This is a genomic window from Arthrobacter sp. NPDC056886, from assembly GCF_042788715.1.
Classification (GTDB): Bacteria; Actinomycetota; Actinomycetes; order Actinomycetales; family Micrococcaceae; genus Arthrobacter.
This window is the reverse complement of record NZ_JBHUBT010000011.1, coordinates 1-23,640: the sequence shown is the minus strand read 5'-3', so window position 1 is coordinate 23,640 and position 23,640 is coordinate 1. Positions and strand designations below refer to the sequence as shown.

Genomic DNA, 23,640 nt, shown 5'->3' with positions numbered 1-23,640 from the left:
TCGGGCAAGGGAGGGCATGCTCGTTCCGCCGTACAGTCTCCGGGGACATGTTCATTCCCCAGGGACGTCTCCGCTGGGCATGCTCATTCTTTGCTGCCGGGGCTGGGGATACGGGGATTTTGTCCACTGGGTTCGGCAAGGTGGGGCACGTTCGTTTCTTCGGGGTGTGTCCGCGGGACATGTTCATTCCTCAGGGACGTCTCCGCTGGGCATGCTCATTCTTCGAGGCCAGGGCTGGGCATAAGGGAATTATGTCCACTGGGCCCAGGTAAGGGAGGGCATGCTCGTTCCGCCGAACACTGCCCGCGGGACATGCTCATTCTCCAAGGAAGTCTCCGGGAGACATCTCATTCCCCAGCCAAGTCTCCGCTGGGCATGCTCATTCTTTGCTGCCAGGGCTGGGCATTAGGGGATTATGTCCACTGGGCGCGGGCAGGGGAGGGCATGTCCACAGGGGCGGACGCGGCCGTCAGTGGCACCGCCTAGACTTGTTAACACCATGGATATGTTGTTTGACCCTTACGCCGACGGACCCTTCCAAGCTGCCTCCAGAACGGCCGCAGCCACAAAATCGTCCCTCGGAGCAGGCGCGGCCGCGGTGGGCTCGGCTCCCGGCTGGGGCCCAAACAGCGCCGGCAACGGGCCGGACAGCCATCGCCACGAGGGCAGCCACCAGGGCAGCCACGCGGGCGGCCACGAGGGGGACCGTCCGCGGCTCCCGAGCGCCGGCGAACTCCTGGAAGGGCTGAACCCCCAGCAGGAAGAAGCGGTCAAGCACGCCGGCAGTGCCCTGCTGATTGTGGCCGGCGCGGGCTCGGGCAAGACCCGGGTGCTCAGCAACCGGATCGCCTACCTTATCGCCACGCGTCGGGCGCACCACGGCGAGATCCTGGCCATCACCTTCACCAACAAGGCCGCGGCCGAAATGCGGGAACGGATCGAGGCACTGGTCGGCGGCCGGGCCAAGACCATGTGGATCTCCACCTTCCACTCCTCGTGCGTCCGGATCCTGCGGCGCGAGGCCAAGAATGTCGGGCTGAACTCCAACTTCTCGATCTACGACTCCGCGGACTCGCTGCGCCTGATCACCCTGGTGGCCAAGAACCTGGACCTCGACCCCAAGCGTTTCGCGCCCAAGGCCATCCAGCACAAGATTTCCGCGCTCAAGAACGAGCTGATCGACGCCGACAGCTACTCCTCCAGCGCCAACTACAACGATCCTTTCGAGCAGGCCGTCGCCGAGGTCTTCAAGGGCTACACCCAGCGGCTGCGCCAGGCCAACGCGATGGACTTCGATGACCTGATCGCCGAGACCGTCTACATGTTCCGGGCCTTCCCTGCGCTCGCCGACTCCTACCGGCGCCGCTTCCGGCACGTCCTCGTGGACGAATACCAGGACACCAACCACGCCCAGTACGCCCTGGTGCGCGAGATTGTCGGCGAGGGCCCCGACGCCGCCGAGCTCACCGTCGTCGGCGATTCAGACCAGTCCATCTACGCCTTCCGCGGCGCGGACATCCGCAACATCGTGGAGTTCGAGAAGGACTACCCGGACGCCCGCACCATCAAGCTCGAACAGAACTACCGCTCCACCCAGACCATCCTCAGCGCCGCCAACTCGGTGATCTCCCGCAACCCCAACCGGCCGGAGAAGCGGCTCTGGACGGCCGAGGGCGACGGCGAAAAGATCGTCGGCTACGTCGGCGAGAACGAACACGACGAGGCCCAGTTCATCGCGAAGGAGATCGACCGGCTCCAGGACGAGGGCAACCTGCGCCCCGGCGACGTCGCCATTTTCTACCGCACCAACGCCCAGTCCCGCTCGATCGAGGACGTCCTGGTCCGGGTGGGTCTGCCCTACAAGGTGGTCGGCGGCACCCGCTTCTACGAGCGCAAGGAGATCAAGGACGCCCTCGCCTACCTCCGGGTTCTGGTCAACCCGGACGACGACGTCAACCTCCGCCGCATCCTCAACGAACCCAAGCGCGGCATCGGCGACCGCGCGGAAGGCGCCGTGGCCTCCCTCGCGCAGCGGGACCGGATCTCCTTCATGGCCGCCGCGCGGCGCGCCGACGAGGCCCCCGGCATGGCGACGCGTTCGGTCAACGCCGTGCTGGGCTTCGTGAAACTCCTCGATGACCTCGCCGAGGTTGCCTCCGGCTCCGGCGCTGCCGCGGCGCTGGAAGCGGTGCTGGAACAGACCGGCTACCTCGCCGGGCTGCGTTCCAGCACCGACCCGCAGGACGAATCGCGGGTGGAGAACCTCGCCGAGCTGGTTGCCGTCGTCCGGGAATACGAACGAGATAACCCCGAAGGCTCGCTCGGGGCCTTCCTGGAGCAGGTCTCCCTCGTGGCCGACGCCGACCAGATCCCTGACGCACCCGGCGGTGACGCCGAAGACCTGGCGGCCGCCGTCGCCGAAGCCAAGCGGCTCGGCGTGGTCACCCTGATGACCCTGCACACCGCCAAGGGCCTGGAATTCCCGGTCGTGTTCCTCACCGGCATGGAGCACGGGCTGTTCCCGCACCAGCGCTCCGCCGCCGATCCCAAGGAACTGGCCGAGGAACGCCGGCTGGCCTACGTGGGCCTGACCCGGGCCCGGAAGCGGCTGTACCTGACCCGCTCCGAGGTGCGCAGCATGTGGGGCCAGAGCCAGTACAACCCCGCGAGCCAATTCATCGAGGAAATCCCGGCCGAGCTCGTCGAATGGAAGCGCGAAGGCGCCAGCCGCCAGAGTGGGGGCTGGGGGAGCGGTGCCGGGATCGGCTCCAGCCGGTATGGCGGATCGTTCTGGGGTGCCGGGACCGCCCGCGGCGCCGGTGCCGGCCCGTCCGCGGGCTTCAACGCCGATGTACCCGCCGCGGTGGCCAAGAACAGGGTCCAGCCGCAGAAGGAAGTCGTCGCCGTCAGCGTTGGGGACAAGGTCAACCACACGGCCTTCGGCAACGGCACCGTCCTGGCGGTGGAGGGCGCCGGGGACAAGACGGTCGCCAAGGTGAAGTTCGACGTCGGCGAGAAGCGCCTGCTGCTGCGCTACGCGCCGCTGACCAAGCTGGACGCGTAGCTGGCCGCATAGCTGCGACGTAGCGGAGGCCGCATAGGGGAGCCGGGAGCGGACCCGGGTGACCGGTCCGCGCCGGCACGCCACGCTGCCGCCCCGAACGTTACGACTGCGCATCTGCCACGGCCGCGCAGGCCTCCAGGACGCCGTCGGACACCCCAAAATCCCCGTAATCTAGCGGTTTTTCTACGCTCCATAGAATAGTGTCCTTACTCACATAACCGGTACTCTGGAACGGGCTGGTCCGATCGAAGGACTAGAGTTCCCAGAGGAGCATTGCGCCGTGTGGCTCGTTTCCAAGCTTGTCGCAGGGTGCGTTTATTCCGCAGCCCGGTAACCGCGAGTACGTGGGGTCCGGCTGTACAGAAACTACTTCGACGTAGAAGGACACTAAACCGTGGACCTGTTTGAATATCAGGCGCGCGATATGTTCGAGGCGCACGGTGTACCCGTGCTTGCTGGCATCGTGGCGCACACCCCTGAAGAAGCAAAGGCAGCTGCCGAGAAAATCGGCGGCGTAACTGTCGTAAAGGCGCAGGTCAAGGCCGGAGGTCGCGGCAAGGCTGGCGGCGTCAAGGTCGCGAAGAGCGCTGACGAAGCGTTTGAACACTCCACCAACATCCTCGGGATGGACATCAAGGGCCACACCGTTCACCGTGTGATGATCGCCCAGGGCGCAGACATCGCCGAGGAATACTACTTCTCCGTTCTTCTGGATCGGGCCAACCGCAACTACCTGGCCATGTGCTCGGTTGAAGGCGGCATGGAAATCGAGCAGCTCGCCGTTGAGCGCCCCGAGGCCCTGGCCAAGATCGCGATCGACCCGGCCGTAGGCATCGACCAGGCCAAGGCCGACGAAATCGTCGCCGCTGCAGGCTTCGCCGAGGAACTGCGCGGCAAGGTCGCCGGCGTAATCCTGAAGCTCTGGGACGTTTTCAAGAAGGAAGACGCCACCCTGGTGGAGGTCAACCCGCTGGTCCTGACCGGCGCGGGCGACATCGTTGCCCTCGACGGCAAGGTCTCCCTCGACGAGAACGCCGACTTCCGTCACCCCAAGCACGCTCACCTTGAAGACAAGGACGCTGCTGACCCCCTCGAGGCCAAGGCCAAGGCGCAGGACCTCAACTACGTCAAGCTGGACGGCGAAGTCGGCATCATCGGTAACGGTGCCGGACTGGTCATGTCCACCCTCGACGTCGTCGCTTACGCCGGCGAGAACCACGGCAACGTCAAGCCCGCCAACTTCCTGGACATCGGCGGTGGAGCATCCGCCGAGGTCATGGCAGCAGGCCTCGACGTCATCCTGGGCGACCCGCAGGTCAAGTCCGTCTTCGTCAACGTCTTCGGCGGCATCACCGCCTGTGACGCCGTCGCCAAGGGCATCGTCGGTGCACTGGCCGAGCTGGGCCAGTCCGCGAACAAGCCGCTGGTAGTCCGCCTCGACGGCAACAACGTTGAGGAAGGCCGCCGCATCCTGGCCGAGGCCAACCACCCGCTGGTTACTCTGGCCGCCACCATGGACGAGGGCGCCGACAAGGCTGCCGAGCTCGCCAACGCAGCGAAGTAGAGGGACTCGACTATGTCTATTTATCTGAACAAGGACTCCAAGGTCATCGTCCAGGGCATCACCGGCGGCGAAGGCACCAAGCACACCGCCCTGATGCTCAAGGCCGGCACCAACGTTGTTGGCGGCGTCAACGCCCGTAAGGCCGGCACCACGGTCCTGCACGGCGAGACCGAAATCACCGTTTTCGGCACCGTCAAGGAAGCCATGGCGGAAACCGGCGCTGACGTTTCCATCGTCTTCGTGCCGCCGGCATTCACCAAGGACGCCGTCGTTGAAGCCATCGAGGCCGGCATCGGCCTCGTCGTGGTCATCACCGAAGGCGTGCCGGTCCAGGACTCTGCCGAGTTCTGGGCACTGGCCCAGTCCAAGGTCGACGCCAACGGCAAGCAGGTCACCCGGATCATCGGACCGAACTGCCCCGGCATCATCACTCCGGGTGAGGCCCTCGTCGGCATCACCCCGGCGAACATCACCGGCAAGGGCCCCATCGGCCTCGTCTCCAAGTCGGGCACCCTGACCTACCAGATGATGTACGAACTGCGGGACCTCGGCTTCTCCACCGCCATCGGCATCGGCGGCGACCCGGTCATCGGCACCACCCACATCGATGCTCTCGAAGCTTTCGAGGCTGACCCGGAGACCAAGGCGATCGTCATGATCGGCGAAATCGGTGGCGACGCCGAAGAGCGTGCCGCCGATTACATCAAGGCACACGTCACGAAGCCGGTTGTTGGCTACGTGGCCGGCTTCACCGCCCCGGAAGGCAAGACCATGGGCCACGCAGGCGCCATCGTCTCGGGTTCCGCGGGCACCGCCCAGGCCAAGAAGGAAGCCCTCGAGGCTGCCGGTGTCAAGGTCGGCAAGACGCCGTCCGAGACCGCCAAGCTCCTGCGCGAGGTCTTCGCGACCCTCTAGGCCGCCGGCACCACAGAAATACACACCACAGCAGTACAGCAGCGCGGGGTCACTTGCCTCCATTCCACTCGGTGGGACGGATGCGGAGTGACCCCGCGTTGCTTCGTTAAAGCGGGTTTCGTTAAGGACGACGGCGGCAGGCCACCTTCCCAGCGAAGGTGGCCCGCCGCCGTCGTACTTTTGGGTCTGGTCCCGTGTGGTCCTAGACCTTCGCGCCGCTGAGCAGCTCATCCAGCCGCTCGTAGCCCTCGGTCATGCCGCCCTCCATGCCGGACTGTGCCATGCCGTCGCGTGCCTCAAGGCTGGGGTATACCGAGTGGGCCTTCAGCCGCGTGCGGCCGCCGCCAAGATCCTCGAAGGTCAGGAACTCGATGCTGACGACGTCCGGATATCCGTCGAACTCAAAGGTCTGGATGGCGAAGTCGTTGTCGCGGACTGTGTGGAAGACGCCATTGAAGCCGTAGGCGGTGCCGTCCGGGTCGAGGTGCGTGTACCGGTAGCTGCCGCCGGTGCGGAAATCGTAGTGGTCGATCTCCATCTTCAGCCGCCGCGGGCCGAGCCACTGGGCGACGAGCTCGGGCTCCTTGTGGGCCCGGAAGACGTCGGCGACGGGAAAATCGAACTCCCGCTCGAAATCGATGAAGGGCAGTCCCTCCGGAACACTAACTTTCAGGGCGTTGGTCATGATGATTTGTCCTTTGCCTGCGTGCCGCTGGCTGCGGCGCTTGATTGGAGCACGGCGTCTAGGTTGCGGAATTGCCCCTCGCGGACCAGCCGGTACTGGTCGATCCAAGCGGTGAGCGCTTCCAGCCGTGCGGGGTTCAGGTGCACGGGCCGGCGCTGGGCGTCACGGGTGCGCGTGACAAGCTGCGCCTGCTCGAGGACCTGGATGTGTTTCGAGACCGCCTGCTTGGTGATCGCGAAGGGCTCCGCCAGTTCATTGACGGTGGCCGGGCCCCGGCTGAGCCGGGCAATGATGCGGCGGCGGACCGGATCGGCGAGGGCCAGGAAGGCCGCGTCGAGCTCGGCATCGTCGCGTGTTTCCACTCGGTGTCCCACCTCCTCGTCCCGTCGTCTCCGCCAGCAGGATTCCTGCCAACCGGGTGGTAATCAACCCCGGTTCGTAATCAACCATTCCGTTGATCAACTTCCAGGTTGTTAACGCTACGCCGGAGCCATGGACCGCGCAAGACCCCGTGGATGGAACCTTGCGATCGCTTCCGAAGATTTGTTAGTATGTCAGGACAAACTACCGAAGGAGATACGAATGCCTCTCGTACGAATTGACGTCAACCAGGGCCGCAGCGCGGAGCAGCTCCGCGGCCTCAGTGAGGGAATCCATGCCGCGATCGTGGCCGAGTTTGGCATTCCGGAGCGGGACTACTTCCACGTGCTGACGGAACATCCTGCCGGGCAGATTGTCGCCCAGGATGCTGGGCTCGGCTTTGAGCGGACGCCGGATGTGGTGATGATCCAGATCTTCACTCAGGCCGGGCGTAGCCAGCCCACCAAGCAGTCGCTGTTTGCCGCCATTGCAGAACGGCTGGCCGCTGCGGGGGTCGCCGGCGAGGACGTTTTCATCGGATATGTCGAGAACACCGCGGGGGACTGGTCGTTTGGCTTTGGGCAGGCGCAGTATGTGACCGGCGAACTAGGGGTCCCCGGCAAGTAGCTGCGACGGCGCTTCTTGCGCCGTCGTAGCACCCTCGAGGCAGGCCAATTGGGCTCTTCGTGTCATGTTGTAAATATGTCAGTACAAACCTTTGACAGTACATGGATTCTAAGGCAAAGTAGTGGTTGTGGCCCGGCTCACGCCGGCGCCTCAGCACCGAAGCTCAGGCTGCGCAAAGGTACCGAGTTCACACCAGAAAGGTCCACGATCACCGTGACCCACGAACTGCTCACGATCGGGCGAATCAGTGTTGATATCTACCCGAACGACATCGGGGTGGATCTGGAGGATGTCACGTCCTTCGGAAAGTACCTTGGCGGATCCCCATCCAACGTAGCGGTCGCCGCTGCCCGCCACGGCCGCCGCACCGCCATCATCACCCGCACGGGCGAGGACGCCTTCGGCAAATACCTGCACCGCGAACTGCACAAGTTCAACGTGAACGACTCCTTCGTCACGGCGGTCAAGGAATGGCCCACCGCGGTCACGTTCTGCGCAATCAAGCCGCCGGAAGACTTCCCGCTCTACTTCTACGGACGCTTCCCCACGGCACCGGACCTGCAGATCAAGGCCGAGGAGCTGGACCTGGACGCCATTAAAGACGCCGGAATCTTCTGGTCCACCGTCACCGGCCTCTGCCAGGAGCCCAGCCGTACCGCCCACCTCACGGCCCACGAGGCGCGGCCACGCACCAAACTGAAGCCCGGCCAGTTCACCATCCTGGACCTCGATTACCGGCCGATGTTCTGGGCCTCCGAAGAAGAAGCCCGGGAGCAGGTCGCCAAAATCCTGCCGCACGTCACCGTGGCGATCGGCAACGACAAGGAATGCGCCGTCGCCGTCGGCGAGGGCACTCCGGACGAACAGGCGGACCGGCTGCTAGCCGCCGGCGTCGAAATCGCCGTCGTGAAGCTGGGCCCGGAAGGGGTCATGGCCAAGACCCGCACCGAGCGTGTGGTCTCAGCCCCGGTGCCGGTGGAAACCGTTAACGGCCTCGGCGCCGGTGACTCCTTCGGCGGGGCCTTCTGCCACGGGCTCCTCTCCGGCTGGCCGCTGGCCCAGGTCCTCGACTTCGCCAACGCCGCCGGCGCCCTTGTCGCTTCCCGCCTGTCCTGCGCCGACGCGATGCCGACGCCCGAAGAAGTCACGGGTCTGCTCGCCGAGCGCGGCCGCCTGGTGCCGGGTACCTACGCCACCGAAGGAGCAACACTGTGAGTGTCCACACCGCCTCCCCCTCCCTCGTGGTGGACGATGATCCCCGCCGTTACGAGCACCTGAGCATCATCCGGCTCGAAGACCCGGAAGCGATCGCCCGCGCCGCCAAGGCCCGGCGCCGCCACCCTGGCGTCAGGGCCCACAGGCAGAACTTCATCGTCGCCGCCGACCACCCCGCCCGCGGAGCACTCGCGGTTGGCAGCGATCCCGTGGCCATGGCCGACCGGCGCCAGCTCCTGGACCGCCTACAGATCGCCCTGGCCAACCCGGACGTGGATGGTGTTCTGGCCTCGCCGGACATCATGGACGATCTGCTCCTGCTCGGCGCGCTCGAGGGCAAGCTGCTCTTCGGCTCGATGAACCGCGGCGGGCTCGCCGGCCTGGTGAACGAATTCGATGACCGCTTTACCGGCCACACCGCGGCCGCGCTCAAGGCCCTGGGCGCCGACGGCGGCAAGATGCTCACCCGCATCTGCCTCGGTGACCCAGACACGGTGGCCACCCTGGAAGCAACCGCGAGGGCCATCGACTCCCTCGCCGAACGCAAGCTGATCGCCATGGTGGAACCGTTCCTCTCCGTCCGCGAAAACGGCAAGGTCCGCAACGACCTCTCTACCAACGCAGTCATAAAATCTGTCGCCATCGCCGAGGGCCTCGGTGCGACCAGCGCCTATACCTGGATGAAGCTCCCTGTGGTGGCCGAGATGGAACGCGTCATGGCGTCCACCACCATGCCCACCGTGCTCCTTGGCGGAGACCCGGAGGGCAGCCAGGACGACGTGTTCTCCAGCTGGCAGGCAGCCCTCGCCTTGCCCGGCGTCCAAGGCCTCACCGTCGGCCGGACCTTGCTCTACCCGCAGGACGGCGACGTCGCCGGGGCCGTGGCCACCGCTGCCTCGCTGCTGCACCACACTGAATCAACGCGCACCAAACCCAGCCGCACCGAGTCCGCCCGCACCGAAGAAGTATCGGAGTAACTTCCCATGGGAATCAGCACTGCATCAGGAACACGCAGAATGACGGTCGCCCAGGCCGTGGTCGAATACCTGTCCAAGCAGTACACCGTCGATTCGGTCGGCGGCCAGGACTTCCGGGAACGCCTGATTCCGGGCACGTTCGGCATCTTTGGCCACGGCAACGTTGCCGGCGTCGGCCAGGCGCTCAAGCAGTACCAGCAGCTCGATCCTGCCATCATGCCGTACTACCAGGGCCGCAACGAGCAGGCCCAGTCCCATCAGGCGGTCGGCTTTGCCCGGCACACCCGGCGCCGCCAGACGTTCGCGATCAGCACCTCGATCGGCCCGGGTTCCTCGAACCTGCTCACGGGCGCGGCGCTGGCAACCACCAACCGGCTGCCGGTCCTGCTGCTGCCGAGTGACACGTTCGCCACCCGCGCCGCCGACCCCGTGCTGCAGCAGCTCGAACAGCCCTACGCCTACGACATCACCGTCAACGACGCCTTCCGGCCGCTGTCGAAGTTCTTCGACCGCGTCTCCCGGCCCGAGCAACTGTTCTCCGCGTTCCACCACGGCCTCCGCGTCCTCACCGATCCCGCGGAGACCGGTGCGGTCACAATTTCGCTGCCGCAGGACGTCCAGGCCGAGGCCTTCGACGTGCCCGAGGAGTTCCTTGCCGAGCGCGAATGGCGGGTCCGCCGCCCCGACGCCGACGACGAGGACATCCGCCGCGCCGCCGAAGCGATCCGCGCCGCCAAACGCCCGCTGATCATCGCCGGCGGCGGCGTGCTCTACGCCTACGCCAACGAGGAACTCGCGAAGTTCGCCGAGCTGACCGGCATCCCGGTGGGCAACACCCAGGCCGGCGTCGGCGTCCTGCCCTGGGACCACAAGTTCTCCCTCGGCGCCATCGGCTCCACCGGCACGACGGCGGCGAACGCCATCGCAGCCGTTGCGGACCTGATCATCGGCATCGGCACGCGCTACGAGGACTTCACCACCGCGTCCCGGACGGCGTTCCAGAACCCGGACGTGAAGTTCATCAACATCAACGTCGCCGCGATCGACGCGTACAAGCACGGGACCTCCCTGCCGATCGTGGCGGACGCCCGCAAGACCCTGGTCAAGCTGAACCAGGCCCTCGGCGGCTACCGCGTTGGCGCGGACCTCGAGCAGCAGATCGCGAACGAGAAGAAACGCTGGGACGCCACGGTGGACGAGGCCTTCGACACGCGCTTCACGCCGCTGCCGGCCCAGAACGAGATCATCGGCGCCACGAACCGGGCCATGGACCCGCAGGACGTCGTCATCTGTGCCGCCGGCTCGCTCCCCGGGGACCTGCACAAGATGTGGCGCGTCCGGGACCCGTTCGGCTACCACGTCGAATACGCCTACTCCTGCATGGGATACGAAATCCCGGGCGGCCTCGGCGTCAAACGCGCGGCCCTCGCCGAAGCCGCGAAGGGCGGCGCGCAGCGCGACGTCGTGGTCATGGTGGGGGACGGCTCCTACCTGATGATGCACACCGAACTCGTCACCGCCGTCGCCGAGCGGATCAAGCTGATCGTGGTCCTGATCCAGAACCACGGCTACGCCTCGATCGGCTCGCTCTCCGAGTCCCTCGGCTCCCAGCGCTTCGGCACCCAGTACCGGGCCCTGGACGAGGAGCACCACAGCTTCGACGACGGCGACCGGCTCCCGGTGGATCTGGCCCTGAACGCCGAAAGCCTCGGCGTGAAGGTGATCCGGATCGAACCGGGGGAGAAAGTCATCGCCGAACTGGAGCAGGCCATCCGCGACGCCAAAGCCGCCCCCGAGCGCGGCGGCCCGATCGTCATCCATGTGGAATCCGACCCGCTGCTGGATGCTCCCAGCTCCGAGTCGTGGTGGGACGTTCCGGTCTCCCAGGTCTCCGAGCTCGACTCGACGAAACAGGCCTTCCAGACCTACACCGACCACAAGGCCCGCCAGCGCAAGCTGCTCGGCTGATCCCCCTTCAAGCTTCAATCACTCAAGGAAGAGTCTCATGACCACCACCACTGACCAAACTACGCAGACCCAGAGCACCAAAACCATCCAGCACTTCATCAACGGCGCGGAATCCGCCGGCGTGGGCACCCGCACCCAGCCCGTCTACAACCCGGCCACCGGCGCCGTCTCTGCGGAGCTGCGGCTGGCCAACCGGGCCGACCTGGATGCCACGGTCGCCGCGGCCCGCGCCGCCGCCGACTCCTGGGGCGACATCTCCCTGGCCAAGCGCACCGCCGTGCTGTTCAAGTTCCGCGAACTCGTGGCCTCGCACGTGGACGAACTCGCCGAACTCATCACCGCCGAGCACGGCAAGGTCCTCTCCGACGCCAAGGGCGAGATCGGCCGCGGCCTGGAGGTCATCGAGTTCGCCTGCGGCATCCCGCAGCTGCTCAAGGGCGACTACTCGGACCAGGTCTCCACCGGGATCGATGTCTTCTCCTTCCGCGAGCCGCTCGGCGTCGTCGCCGGCATCACCCCGTTCAACTTCCCGGTCATGGTGCCGCTGTGGATGGCGCCGATGGCGATTGCCACCGGCAACGCCTTCATCCTCAAGCCCTCCGAGCGCGACCCCTCCGCGTCCATGTTGCTCGCCAAGCTGTGGAAGGACGCAGGCCTGCCCGACGGCGTCTTCCAGGTCCTGCACGGCGACAAGGAAACGGTCGACGGCCTGCTGACCCACCCGGACGTGGACGGCATCTCCTTCGTCGGCTCCACCCCGATCGCGAAGTACGTGCACGAAACCGCCACCGCGCACGGCAAGCGCGTCCAGGCCCTGGGCGGGGCGAAGAACCACGCGATCATCCTGCCCGACGCCGATCTCGACAACGCCGCAGACCACCTCGCCGCCGCGGCCTTCGGGTCCGCCGGGGAGCGCTGCATGGCCATCTCGGTTGCCGTTGCCGTCGGTGAGGCCGCGGACTTGCTGGTCAAGAAGGTCGAAGAGCGCGCCCTGGCCGTCAAGGTCAAGAACGGCACGGAGCCGGGCGCCGACATGGGACCCGTCATCACCCCGGCGTCCAAGGAACGGATCGTGAAGATCGTCACCGAAGCCGAAACCGCCGGCGCCGCCATGGTGGTCGACGGCCGCGACCTCGTGGTCCCCGGCCACGAGGACGGCTTCTGGGTCGGCCCCACCGTCCTGGACCATGTCAAGACCGAAATGACCGCCTACACCGAGGAAATCTTCGGACCCGTCCTGGTGGTGGTCCGGGTGGAGGACCTCGACGCCGGCATCGCCCTGATCAACTCCAACCCCTACGGCAACGGCACCGCGATCTTCACCTCCTCCGGAGCCGCAGCCCGGAAATTCCAGCGCTCCGTCACCGTGGGCATGATCGGCATCAACGTCCCGCTGCCCGTCCCGGTGGCCTACCACTCCTTCGGCGGCTGGAAGGCCTCGCTGTTCGGCGACAAGCACATCTACGGCCCGGAAGGTGTCTCCTTCTACACCCGCGGCAAGGTGGTCACCTCCCGCTGGCCCGAACCCACCCACGCCTCGGGCGCCTCCTATAACTTCCCGTCCAACTAATCTCCACCGCCACCCTGGCCTCGCAAGTCCCCACGCAACTACCACCATCGACTGCTCCGTAACCGCCGTTTTGAGCGTCCAAAACGGCACCTGTGGAGCAATCGATGAGAAGGAATCGACATGACTGAGAACAAGCTGATCATCGGCACCGCGCCGGACTCCTGGGGTGTCTGGTTCCCGGATGACCCCCAGCAGACCCCGTGGGAGCGGTTCCTCGACGAGGTCGCCGAATCCGGCTACAAATGGATCGAACTGGGCCCCTACGGCTACCTCCCCACCGACCCCGCCCGCCTCGCCGAAGAGCTCAAACAGCGCGACCTCAAGATCTCGGCCGGCACCGTGTTCACCGCCTTCCACCGCGGCCTGGACCAGTGGGACACTGCCTGGGAACCGGCCCGCAAGGTCGCCGAACTCACCGCCGCGATGGGCGGGGAACACATGGTGGTCATCCCGGCGATGTGGCGCGATGACGTCACCGGGGAAGCCGTGGAAAGCGGCACACTCAGCGAAAAGGCCTGGAGCGACCTCTTCGCCGGCCACAACCGGCTGGGCAAGACGCTCCTGGAGGACTTCGGCCTGAAGCAGCAGTTCCACTCGCACGCCGATTCCCACGTCGGTGCGCAGAGGGACATTGAAACCCTGCTCGCCGCCACGGATGCCAAGTACCTCAACCTCTGCCTGGACACCGGCCACGCCGAATACTGCGGAGCCTCCAGTCTCGACCTGATCAAGAACTACCCGGACCGGATCGGCTACCTGCACCTGAAGCAGATCAACCCGGACATCCTCAAAAAGGTCAACGCGGAAAACATGACCTGGGCCGCCGCCAACCTGGCCGGCGTCATGACCGAACCGCCGAACGGCCTGCCGGACCTGCGCGCCGTCATCGAAGCTGTTGAGGCGCTGAACCGGCCGATCTTTGGCATTGTGGAACAGGACATGTACCCCGTGGCCTTCGACGTCCCGATGCCGATCGCCAAGCGCACCCGGAACTACCTGCTCTCCTGCGGCTCCCGCACGGCCGTCAACTAGAACCCGAAGGAAACCACCATGACAAAGATCCTCCGCGTGGCCGTCATCGGCGCCGGCCGTATGGGCGCAGACCACATCCAGCGGCTCAGCACCCGCATCCACGGCGCGGAAGTCGCCGCCGTCGTCGACGTCGACCTCGCCCGGGCGCAAGCCGCCATCGAAGGCATCCCGGGCGCCGTCGCCCTTGCAGACGCCGAGGAAGCCCTCAACAACGGCGACGTCAACGCCGTGCTGATCGCCACCCCGGGCTTCCTGCACGAGGACATCCTGCTCAAGGCGATCGCCAAGGACATCCCGATCCTGTGCGAGAAGCCGCTCACCCCGGATGCCGAGTCCTCCTGGAAGATCGTCGAGGCAGAGCAGAAGCTGGGCCACAAGCGCATCCAGGTCGGCTTCATGCGCCGCTTCGACGCCGAATACGCCGCCCTGGGCAAAATCATCCGCGACGCCGAACTCGGCGAGCTGCTCATGCTGCACCACCAGCACCGGAACCCCACCACCCCGGCGGGCTTCACCAACGAGATGCTGATCAACGACTCTGTGGTGCACGAATTCGACGCCATCCGCTACTTCACCGGCGAGGAAATCAAATCCGTCCAGGTCCGCCTCGGCAAGGCCACGCGGAACGCGCCGGCCGGGCAACACGACCCGCAGCACGTACTGATCGAAACCGAATCCGGCGTCCTGGCCGACGTCGAAATCTACGTCAACGCGAAGTTCGGCTACGAGGTGGCCACCCAGGCCTCCTTCGAGGACGGCATCGTCAGCATCGGCGGGGACAAAGGTCCGTACACCCGCAGCAACGGCCGCTGGGGCGGCGAGGTCACCCCCGGCTTCGAGGAGCGCTTTGGTGCAGCGTACGACGTCGAAATCCAGTCCTGGGTGGACGCCGCCTTGCGCGATGAGATCGGCGGCCCCACCGCCTGGGACGGCTACGCCACGGCCGCCTGCTGCGAGGCCGGCGTCGAGGCGCAGAAGAACGGCGAAAAGGTCGCCGTGAAGCTCAACGCCAAGCCCGCCCTGTACCGCTAGCAACCCTGCCGGCCGGCCAGCTTCTACCGCAAAGAACGACTACTGCAAAGAACGAAGCGCTGGCCGGCTGCACGCCCGCCAGATCCACAATGGAGTGTTCAACGTGAAAATCGCCCTTGACCCCACCCCGTTCCACCACAGCCACGGACTCCTGGAGTTCCCGCGTGTGGTGGCCGACCTCGGCTACAAGTACATGCAGCTGACGCCGCACGCCGATTTCATCCCGTTCTACAACCATCCGAAGGCCGACGACGAGCTGGTGGGCCAGCTGAAGGCGGCCTGCAAGGACGCGGAAATCGAAGTCGCCTCGGTGCTGCCCGTGCTGCGCTGGTCGGGGCCGGATGAGGACGCACGGGAGGCCGCCGTCCGCTACTGGAAGCGTGCCATCCAGCTCACTGTGGACCTCGGCGTGAGCACGATGAACACCGAGTTCAGCGGCCGGCCGGAGAAGGCCGAGGAATCCGAGCGGGCCTTCTACCGCTCCATGGAGGAACTGCTCCCCATCATCGAGCGGGAGGGAATCGACCTGCTGATCGACCCGCACCCGGACGACTTCGTCGAGGAGGGCCTGGCCGCGATCCGGGTGATCCGCGGGCTGAACTCGAAGAATGTGGGCCTGGTCTACGTGGCCTCGCACAGCTTCCACATGAAGAACGCACCGCTGGAGATCATGCGGGCGGCCGGGGACAAACTGCGCCTGGTCCACGTCGCCGACACCATGGACCACCACGCCTCCCACGGGCTGCGCTACATCACCAACCCGCCCGGGAACCCCGTCCGGGTGCACCAGCACCTGAAGATCGGCGACGGCGACGTCAACTGGGACGAGTTCTTCGGCGGCCTGCAGGAGATCGGCTTCCTGGACCGCGACGACACAGTGATGGTGTCCAGCGTCTTCGCCGAGGACGACAACGCCGCTGATGTCTCCCGGTACCAGCTGGAGACCATGAAGCAGCGCGTCGCCAAGGCGAGCCTATGACGGGGCCTGACAAAACGCTCATAGACTCGGTCCCGCCCGCGGCCGCCCCCGCTTCCGCGGGCCTGGCGCCCACGGCGCGGACAAGCGGCGGCGCCGCGAATCCCAAAGGGTTCATGCGGCGCGTGGCGCTCTTCTCCACATTCGGCGGCCTCCTCTTCGGCTACGACACCGGCGTCATCAACGGCGCCCTGCCGTTCATGCAGCGGGACCTCGGCCTCACCCCGCTGACCGAGGGGCTGGTGACCTCCACCCTGCTCTTCGGCGCAGCCTTCGGCGCCATCTCGGCCGGCCGGCTCTCGGACCGCTTCGGCCGGCGCAGGACCATCATGGGGCTCGCGATCATCTTTGCGGTGGCCACCATCGCCTGCTCTCTCTCGCCCAGCACCGAACTGCTCGTCGCCTCCCGCACCCTCCTCGGCCTTGCCGTCGGCGGCGCGTCGGTGATCGTTCCGGTCTACCTGGCGGAAATGTCCCCGTCGGCCCAGCGCGGACGAATCGTAACGCAGAACGAGCTCATGATTGTCACCGGACAGTTCCTGGCCTTCACGTTCAACGCCGTGCTGGGCAACGCCTTCCCGGACGCCTCGCACGTGTGGCGGTGGATGCTGGTCATTGCCACGCTGCCGGCTGTGGTGCTGTGGCTTGGCATGCTGATGCTGCCGGAAAGTCCGCGCTGGCTGGCGTCGGCTGGTCGCTTCGGGGAAGTCCTGGAGGTGCTGCGCCGGACGCGCGCCGCGGAGGACGTCTCCACCGAATTCGACGAGGTCCGGCAGGCCGCCCGGGAAGACTACCAGTCCAAGCTCGGCACGTTCCGTGACCTCACGGTGCCCTGGATTCGGCGGATCTTTGTCGTCGGACTGGGCATGGCCGTGATCAACCAGATCAGCGGCGTCAACGCCATCATGTACTACGGCACCTCCATCCTCTCCAGCTCCGGCTTCGGTGACCAGGGCGCCCTGATCGCCAACGTCGTCAACGGCGTGACCTCGGTGGTCGCCGTCGTCGTCGGGATGTCCCTCATGTCGCGCCTGCCGCGGAAGTCCATGCTGATCGCCGGCCTGACCGGCACGGCCGGATCCCTGCTGGCCATCGGCATCATCTCCATGCTCATCCCGGAAGGCACGCTCCGCGGCTACCTGGTGCTGCTGTTCATGGTGACGTTCCTGGCCTCGATGCAGTCCTGCATTGGCACCGTGACGTGGCTGACCATGGCCGAGATCTTCCCGCTGCACGTCCGCGGCATTGCCATGGGCATCTGTGTCTTCGTGCTGTGGATGATCAACTTCCTGATCGGGTTCTTCTTCCCGCAGATGGTGTCCTGGATCGGCGTCTCGGCGACGTTCTTCATCTTCGTCGGGCTCCAGCTGGCAGCCATCGTCTGGGTGAAGCGCGTGGTTCCGGAGACCAAGGGCAAGAGCCTGGAGGACCTGGAACACTTCTTCAAACAAGCGGCGGCCAAACAACCCGTCACCGCATAGCCCCGCACACAGTAAGCGCAGAAAGCCCCGCCCGGGATTCGTTCCGGCGGGGCTTTCTGCGTGCTTCTTGCGTCTCGCGCGAGGCCGTTGAGTGGCGCTAGACCGCGGCGTGCAAGCGGGGGAGGGCGTCCACCAGCGGCGCCAGTTCCGGCACCTCCTGGGCCTCGGCCAGCGCCCGCTCCAGCGTGGCGTCGTGGACCGGCCGGCTCTGCTCGAGCAGCGTGATGCCGCTGGGGGTGAGCTCGGTGTAGATGCCGCGGCGGTCATCCGCGCATAGGATCCGGGTCAGGAGCCCGCGGTCTTCGAGCCGGTTGACCAGGCGCGTGGTGGCGCTCGCGCTCAACGCGGTGGCGCGGGCCAGCTGCTGCATCCGCATGTGCCAGCCGTCCTGCCGGCTCAGCGCGTCCAGCACGGTGTACTCCACCACGGAGAGCTGCGCCTCGGCCTGCAGGGACCGCTCCAGCTCGGCCTCGATCAGCCCGTGCAGGGCCGCCAGGGTCCGCCAGCCTTGCGCCCGGACCTCGACGGCGTCGTCCTTGATGCCCATCAGGTGTTTCCCTTCAGCTCGCGTGCCCGGCGGGGTGCGCCCGGACACATCAAATAATAGTTGCTTGCGCGCTGTATCTGCTTGTGCAACAATATTTTCTAGTTCGATAAATAACGCGTCTGCAACTACTAGCTTACGCGCCATACCTCTTTCCGTACAGCTTTGTAAGGAGCACCCCCATGCCTGTTGGCCTGATAGCCCTCGCCCTCGGCGGGTTCGGCATCGGACTCACCGAGTTCGTCATCATGGGCCTGCTGCCGCAAGTGGCCGCAGACTTCCACGTCACCGAGGCCACCGCGGGCTGGCTCATCTCCGGCTACGCGCTCGCCGTCGTGGTCGGGGCGCTGGGCCTCACGGCGGCCGTGACCCGCTTCGAGCGCAAGCCCGTGCTGGCCGTGCTGATGGTGCTCTTCATCGCCGGCAACCTCGTCTCGGCGCTCGCCCCCGATTATTCGATGATGATGGCCGGCCGCATCATTGCCGCGCTGGCGCACGGCGCTTTCTTTGGCATCGGTGCGGTGGTGGCCGCCAGCATGGTGGCGCCCACCAAGAAGGCCGGCGCGATTGCGATCATGTTCACCGGCCTGACGGCGGCGAATGTGCTCGGTGTTCCGTTCGGCACCATGCTGGGACAGGCTGCGGGCTGGCGCTCTACGTTCTGGGCGATCACGGTCATTGGAGTCCTTGCCCTGGCCGGCATTCTCGCCCTGGTGCCCAAGACCGGCTCCGGCGAAACTGCCCCTGGCGGCCTGCGAGGCGAGCTCCGTGCCTTCCGGTCCGGTCAGGTCTGGCTCTCCATCCTCGTCACCATCCTCGGCTACGGCGGCATGTTCGGCGCCTTCACCTACATCGCCTTCACCCTCACCGAGGTCACTGGCTTCTCCGCCACCACGGTCCCGTGGCTGCTGATCCTCTTCGGCGTCGGGCTCTTCATCGGCAACACCGTGGGCGGCAAGGCGGCCGATAAGAATGTGGACCGCACCCTGCTGGTAGTGCTCGCCATCCTGGTGGTGGTGCTCGTGGTGTTCGCCCTGACCGCCGGCAACCAGCCGGTAACCATCGCCTCCATGGTGCTGCTCGGCGGCTTCGGCTTCGCCACAGTTCCGGGGCTGCAGATGCGCGTCATGAAGTACGCCAGCAGCGCTCCCACACTGGCCTCCGGCGCGAACATCGGCGCCTTCAACGTCGGCAATGCCTTGGGCGCCTGGATGGGCGGCGTTACCATCACGGCCGGCCTCGGCTACACCTCGCCCATCTGGGCCGGTGCCGGAATCACCCTGCTGGGCTTGGCGGTGATGGCGTTCGCGGCAGCCGCTGCCAAGAAGCACGACGCCGACCTGCCGGGAACCGGCGGATCCGCCGGTCCCGCCGTTGTTGCGGCGCCGGACACCAGCACAGACCTTCCCGCCACCGAGGCCGCAGCCATTGCACGCTGACCGCCTGCCCGCTGACCGCCCCGCCACAACAACAGGAGACACCATGAACTCAATCCCGAATATCGTCCTCAACAGCGGGGTGCGGATGCCCCAGCTGGGCTTCGGCGTCTTTCAAATTCCCGACGCCGAGACCACCGAGGCGGTAGCAGCGGCGCTCGCCGCCGGCTACCGGAGCATCGACACGGCTGCCATCTACGGGAACGAGACCGGAACTGGCCGTGCGCTCGCCGAATCCGGGATCGCCAGGGAGGACCTGTTCATCACGTCCAAGCTCTGGATCGACGACCTCGGCTACGAGCCGACGCTTGCTGCCTTCGACGCGAGCCTGGCCAAGCTGGGTCTCGACTACCTGGATCTTTACCTGATCCACTGGCCCGCGCCGGCGTCGGACCGGTACGCCGACTCCTGGCTGGCACTCGAGAAACTCCTTGCCGACGGCAGGGTCAGGGCCATCGGCGTCTCGAATTTCGAGCCGGGGCACCTGCAGCGGCTCATCGACCTGGGCGGAACGGTGCCGGCGGTCAACCAGGTGGAGCTGCACCCGGCACTTCAGCAGCACGACGTGGCGGTGTTTAACGCGGCGCAGGGCATTGCGACGGAGGCCTGGAGCCCGCTGGCCCAGGGTGCCCTGCTGGCGGATCCGGCCATCACGGAGATCGCCACCCGGCACGGCAGAACCCCGGCGCAGGTCATTCTGCGCTGGCACCTGCAGCAGGGAAGGATCGTCATCCCGAAGTCAGTGACGCCGGCCAGGATTCGGGAGAACCTGGCGGTGTTCGACTTTGACCTGGCCGAGGCCGAACTGGCAGCCGTGAATTCCCTTGAGCGGAACGGGCGCACCGGACCCGACCCGGCCACGTTTAACGGCTAACTGTCCGGACCTGCTGGGCCGAGCAGACCTGCGGCGGCCGGCCTAGCGGCCGAACGGCAGCCGCGGGTCCAGGTCCTGGCCCTCCCAGGTCTGGCGGATCCAGCCGTGGTGAGGGTCATCGCTGATGAGCCACTCCCGCACCGGGCCCGGGCCTGCCATGACGTTGAGGTAATACAGGTCGTAGCCTGGGGCGGCCATGGCGGGCCCGTGCCAGCCGTAGGGCACCAGGACGACGTCGCCGGTCCGGACCTCGGCCGCAACGTCGATGGGCCGGTCGTCGGAGGCGTAGACGCGCTGGTAGCCGATGGCGTCGTCGGCACCCGGGCGCTGCGGCGCTCCGGGCGTCACGCGGGTTTCGAAGTAGTAGATCTCCTCAAGGTTGGTCTCGCCGTCCTTCTCCTCGTCGTGCTTGTGCGGGGGATAGGAGGACCAGTTTCCGGCCGGGGTGAGGACCTCGCAGACGATGAAGCGGTCCGCCTCCAGCGCGGCGGGGGTGCCGAAGTTGTGGACCTGGCGGGAGCAGTTGCCCGCTCCGCGCAGTTCCACCGGCGTCTCGGCGGCGGTGATGAGGCGGGTCGGGTAGGAGGCTTTGGCCGGCGCAGTGGCCACCGCCACCCGTCCGCCGTCGACCGAAGTTATGGTTACTGCCTTGCCGGCGCCGGTGTAAAGCACATCGCTGGGGCCGCTGAAGACGCTGTCCCGGCCGGCCAGGGGATAGTCCTGCCCGTCCACGGTAGCCACGAAGGAGCCGCCCAGCGGAACCACGATGCGTTCCTCAGCCGCGGCGTCCAGTCCGACGGCGCCCCCGGTCGCCAGCGTGGCGACCTTCAGCCCGGTGTGCGCCCAGCCGTCCACCTCCAGCCCGGAATCTGACGTTCCGATGGAAATGTCCCACTTGCCGTCGGCGGCGGTGCCGAGCGGATAGACCCAGTTGGCCATGGAAGCTGCCCTTTCGTTGTCGCGCCGGAGGAAGGCGCGTATGTGTGCGGAGTTGGAGCCGGCGGCGCCACTGGCTGGCGCCTGACTCGACGCCCTATCGTTGGGCGCCTACCGTTGAGCCCTTATCTCTGAACTCTTATCTCTGAGCTCTTACCTTTGAACTAGTGTCATTTCGAAGCTGTAGGAATCCGCCCGGTAGACGTGGTGTCCGGTTTCCACGTTGCGCCCGGTGTCGTCCACGGCGGTCCGCTCCATGGTGACCAAGGCGGAGCCGGGCGTGGTCTCGAGCAGCGGCGCCTGGTAGTCGTTGGCGATCATGGCCCCGATCCGCTGCGAGGCCAGACGGAAGTTCACGCCGCCGTTGCGCAGGATGGCGTAGAGGCCCTGCGCGCCCAGGCTTGCCTCGTCGATGGCGGTGATGTCGTCCCGCACCCAGTTCTCCATCAGGGCCAGCGGCTTGCCGCCCACCTTCCGGAGCCTTGTGAAGTGGTAGACCTTGGCGCCCGCCGGAAGATGCAGTGCCGTCCGGGTCACGGCGTCCGCCTCCTCGTGCGAGAAGCTGAGCACCTCGGTGGTGGGCTTGCTGCCGTTGCTGGTCAGGTCGTCGTAGAGGCTGGAGAGTTCCAGCGGGCGTCGGACCTGGCTGGAGACCACCTGGGTGCCGACGCCGCGCTTGCGGACCAGGAGGCCGGAGCGGACCAGCTCATCCATGGCTTTGCGCATGGTGGGCCGGGAAAGGTTCAGCTGGGCGGCCAGGTCGATCTCATTTTCCAGCCGACTGCCGGGCTCCAGCAGCCCCGTGTGTATCGCGGCCTCGATGCCCTGCACCACCTGGTGGTACAGCGGCACCGGGGAAGAGCGGTCGATCCGCAGATTAAGTTGATTCGCCACTGGGCGTGCTCCCTTTGTGCTCCGCGGCGGCCGAGGTGCCGGCCTATCCGCGTATGTCAGGCTATGTTCGCTTGATAGGACATACTGCCTTTTCTGATAGTAGCAGGGCCGCCACGGCCAGCCAAGGGTCGTCCCGAGGGGTCACGAGGGTAAGGGCTGGGCGGGCACTGCCAGAAAGGTCTGGCCCGTAAATTTGGCCGTCTCTTCACGTACCGTTACGTCAAAACATCCTAATGTCAGGACAAACTATTGACAACTGTGATCGGAGTCACCATGATCGGTGGTAGATGGCTCACAGACCGACGCGATGAAGCGGCCGGCGTGGCCCGGAATCAAAGGAGATTGATCGTGACCAAGTTCTCGTGGCGGAAAGCGACCCTCGTGGCGGCCGTTGTACCCATGCTGGCCCTGAGCGCGTGTTCCAGCACCGGCGGCAAGCCCGCTGACCAAGGAAATGCAGCCGGTGGCGGCCAGGTTGCTTCGACGCCCCGGATTAAGATCGCCCTAATTACCCACGCCGCAGCGGGTGACACGTTCTGGGACATTGTTCGTAAGGGCGCCGAGGAGGCGTCGGCCAAGGACAACGTTGAGCTCCTCTACACGTCCGATCCGGAAGCCGGGCGCCAGGCCCAACTCATCCAGCAGGCAGTCGACCAGAAAGTCGACGGCATCGCGGTCACGCTCGCCAAGCCCGAAGCCCTCAAAGACGCCCTGAAGAAGGCCGCCGACGCCGGAATCCCGATTGTGAGCCTCAACGCCGGCGAGGATGTCTCTGCGCAGCTGGGGGCGTTCACGCACTTCGGCTCGAACGAAAAGCTCGCCGGTGAGGCGGTCGGCACCCGGCTCGCGGCGGAGAACTTCAAGCACCCGATCTGCGTGATTCAGGAGCAGGGCCACGTCGGACTTGAAGCCCGCTGTGCTGGCGTCAAGGCAAAGGTGCCCGGAACAGAGATCCTTTACGTCGACGGCAAGGACATGACCTCTGTTCAGTCCACCGCCACTGCCAAGCTCCAGGCTTCCAAGGACGCCGACGTCATCATCGGCCTCGGCGCACCCATCACACTGACTCTCCTCAAGTCGGTCGCTGACGCCGGCAGCTCTGCCAAGGTTGCCAGTTTCGACCTGAACGCAGATCTCGCCCAGAAGATTGTGGATGGTGCAGTTCTGTTCACCGTGGATCAGCAGCCGTGGTTGCAGGGCTACGGCGCCGTTGATGCCATCTGGCAGCACAAGCGCGGCGGCTTCAGCATCGGCGGCGGCCAGTCGGTTCTCACCGGCCCGAGCATCGTCGACAAATCAAATGCAGCCGATGTCCTGAAGTTCGCCGAGCAGGGTATCCGCTAACAGCCCGCTGGCCGGGCCGGCCCCGCGCCGGCCCGGCGGCAAGGAGAATTCTCATGACTATCACCCAGACCAAGACAGAGTCAGCGGCGCCCGATGAGCGCGTCGCCAAGCGCAGTCCGTTCCAGAAGCTTTTGGGGCGTCCCGAG

20 protein-coding genes are annotated in these 23,640 nt (G+C 66.2%); 15 read left to right on the top strand and 5 right to left on the bottom strand.

The annotated features are described in order from the left end of the window. Positions 1 to 505: 505 nt before the first annotated feature. From pcrA to sucD, 3 genes are all read left to right on the top strand, one after another. Positions 506 to 3,064 carry a DNA helicase PcrA gene (gene pcrA, locus ACFRJ8_RS18385; RefSeq protein ID WP_377987917.1) on the top strand — a complete coding sequence of 853 codons (2,559 nt, stop codon included), beginning with the start codon at positions 506 to 508 and terminating at the stop codon, positions 3,062 to 3,064. A gap of 394 nt (positions 3,065 to 3,458) precedes the next feature. Continuing rightward, positions 3,459 to 4,628, top strand: a complete 1,170-nt coding sequence (sucC, locus tag ACFRJ8_RS18380; protein WP_377987680.1) for an ADP-forming succinate--CoA ligase subunit beta — start codon at positions 3,459 to 3,461, stop codon at positions 4,626 to 4,628. 12 nt (positions 4,629 to 4,640) lie between these two features. Then, on the top strand, positions 4,641 to 5,543 hold the full coding sequence (gene sucD, locus ACFRJ8_RS18375) for a succinate--CoA ligase subunit alpha (protein WP_377987678.1): 903 nt from the start codon (positions 4,641 to 4,643) through the stop codon (positions 5,541 to 5,543). 202 nt (positions 5,544 to 5,745) lie between these two features. Here sucD and ACFRJ8_RS18370 read toward each other — a convergent pair whose 3' ends face one another. Continuing rightward, positions 5,746 to 6,228, bottom strand: a complete 483-nt coding sequence (locus tag ACFRJ8_RS18370) for an SRPBCC family protein (protein WP_377987677.1) — start codon at positions 6,226 to 6,228, stop codon at positions 5,746 to 5,748. Beyond that, a complete protein-coding gene (locus tag ACFRJ8_RS18365) occupies positions 6,225 to 6,590 on the bottom strand; it encodes an ArsR/SmtB family transcription factor (protein WP_377987676.1) in 366 nt (121 codons plus the stop codon). The genes ACFRJ8_RS18370 and ACFRJ8_RS18365 overlap by 4 nt, the downstream gene beginning before the upstream one ends. 220 nt (positions 6,591 to 6,810) lie before the next feature. Here ACFRJ8_RS18365 and ACFRJ8_RS18360 point away from each other — a divergent pair, with 220 nt between their 5' ends. The 9 genes from ACFRJ8_RS18360 (at position 6,811) to ACFRJ8_RS18320 (ending at position 17,466) form a co-directional block, all read left to right on the top strand. Continuing rightward, positions 6,811 to 7,215, top strand: a complete 405-nt coding sequence (locus ACFRJ8_RS18360) for a tautomerase family protein (RefSeq protein WP_377987674.1) — start codon at positions 6,811 to 6,813, stop codon at positions 7,213 to 7,215. Between the two features lie 213 nt (positions 7,216 to 7,428). After that, the gene (gene iolC, locus ACFRJ8_RS18355; RefSeq protein WP_377987673.1) at positions 7,429 to 8,430 is read left to right on the top strand and encodes a 5-dehydro-2-deoxygluconokinase; all 1,002 of its coding nucleotides are present in this window, start codon (positions 7,429 to 7,431) and stop codon (positions 8,428 to 8,430) included. Further along, positions 8,427 to 9,407: a deoxyribose-phosphate aldolase gene (locus ACFRJ8_RS18350; RefSeq protein ID WP_377987671.1), complete on the top strand. Its 981-nt coding sequence runs from the start codon at positions 8,427 to 8,429 to the stop codon at positions 9,405 to 9,407. Before iolC ends, ACFRJ8_RS18350 begins: the two co-directional genes overlap by 4 nt. Positions 9,408 to 9,446: 39 nt before the next feature. Continuing rightward, entirely contained in the window at positions 9,447 to 11,375 is a 1,929-nt protein-coding gene (iolD, locus tag ACFRJ8_RS18345; protein WP_377987670.1) for a 3D-(3,5/4)-trihydroxycyclohexane-1,2-dione acylhydrolase (decyclizing), read from the top strand. A gap of 37 nt (positions 11,376 to 11,412) precedes the next feature. After that, a complete protein-coding gene (locus ACFRJ8_RS18340; protein ID WP_377987668.1) occupies positions 11,413 to 12,945 on the top strand; it encodes a CoA-acylating methylmalonate-semialdehyde dehydrogenase in 1,533 nt (510 codons plus the stop codon). A gap of 120 nt (positions 12,946 to 13,065) precedes the next feature. Continuing rightward, entirely contained in the window at positions 13,066 to 13,977 is a 912-nt protein-coding gene (locus ACFRJ8_RS18335; protein ID WP_377987666.1) for a sugar phosphate isomerase/epimerase family protein, read from the top strand. An 18-nt stretch (positions 13,978 to 13,995) separates the two neighbouring features. Then, entirely contained in the window at positions 13,996 to 15,009 is a 1,014-nt protein-coding gene (locus ACFRJ8_RS18330) for a Gfo/Idh/MocA family protein (RefSeq protein ID WP_377987664.1), read from the top strand. A 103-nt stretch (positions 15,010 to 15,112) separates the two neighbouring features. Continuing rightward, a complete protein-coding gene (locus ACFRJ8_RS18325) occupies positions 15,113 to 15,988 on the top strand; it encodes a sugar phosphate isomerase/epimerase family protein (protein ID WP_377987663.1) in 876 nt (291 codons plus the stop codon). Beyond that, on the top strand, positions 15,985 to 17,466 hold the full coding sequence (locus tag ACFRJ8_RS18320; protein ID WP_377987662.1) for a sugar porter family MFS transporter: 1,482 nt from the start codon (positions 15,985 to 15,987) through the stop codon (positions 17,464 to 17,466). The genes ACFRJ8_RS18325 and ACFRJ8_RS18320 overlap by 4 nt, the downstream gene beginning before the upstream one ends. Positions 17,467 to 17,563: 97 nt before the next feature. Here the strand turns inward: ACFRJ8_RS18320 and ACFRJ8_RS18315 are convergent, their stop codons facing one another. Then, positions 17,564 to 18,013 carry a MarR family winged helix-turn-helix transcriptional regulator gene (locus ACFRJ8_RS18315; RefSeq protein WP_091251470.1) on the bottom strand — a complete coding sequence of 150 codons (450 nt, stop codon included), beginning with the start codon at positions 18,011 to 18,013 and terminating at the stop codon, positions 17,564 to 17,566. A gap of 179 nt (positions 18,014 to 18,192) precedes the next feature. On the opposite strand from ACFRJ8_RS18315, the gene ACFRJ8_RS18310 reads away from it, so the two are divergent. Together ACFRJ8_RS18310 and ACFRJ8_RS18305 are read left to right on the top strand one after the other, a co-directional pair. After that, the gene (locus tag ACFRJ8_RS18310) at positions 18,193 to 19,449 is read left to right on the top strand and encodes an MFS transporter (protein WP_377987660.1); all 1,257 of its coding nucleotides are present in this window, start codon (positions 18,193 to 18,195) and stop codon (positions 19,447 to 19,449) included. 43 nt (positions 19,450 to 19,492) lie between these two features. Then, positions 19,493 to 20,320 carry an aldo/keto reductase gene (locus tag ACFRJ8_RS18305; RefSeq protein WP_377987659.1) on the top strand — a complete coding sequence of 276 codons (828 nt, stop codon included), beginning with the start codon at positions 19,493 to 19,495 and terminating at the stop codon, positions 20,318 to 20,320. 42 nt (positions 20,321 to 20,362) lie between these two features. Here the strand turns inward: ACFRJ8_RS18305 and iolB are convergent, their stop codons facing one another. Beyond that, positions 20,363 to 21,259 carry a 5-deoxy-glucuronate isomerase gene (iolB, locus tag ACFRJ8_RS18300; RefSeq protein ID WP_377987657.1) on the bottom strand — a complete coding sequence of 299 codons (897 nt, stop codon included), beginning with the start codon at positions 21,257 to 21,259 and terminating at the stop codon, positions 20,363 to 20,365. A 150-nt stretch (positions 21,260 to 21,409) separates the two neighbouring features. Continuing rightward, positions 21,410 to 22,150, bottom strand: a complete 741-nt coding sequence (locus tag ACFRJ8_RS18295; protein WP_377987655.1) for a GntR family transcriptional regulator — start codon at positions 22,148 to 22,150, stop codon at positions 21,410 to 21,412. A 348-nt stretch (positions 22,151 to 22,498) separates the two neighbouring features. Between ACFRJ8_RS18295 and ACFRJ8_RS18290 the strand changes: the two genes are divergently transcribed. Beyond that, positions 22,499 to 23,494, top strand: a complete 996-nt coding sequence (locus tag ACFRJ8_RS18290; protein ID WP_377987653.1) for a substrate-binding domain-containing protein — start codon at positions 22,499 to 22,501, stop codon at positions 23,492 to 23,494. Positions 23,495 to 23,640 lie beyond the last annotated feature (146 nt).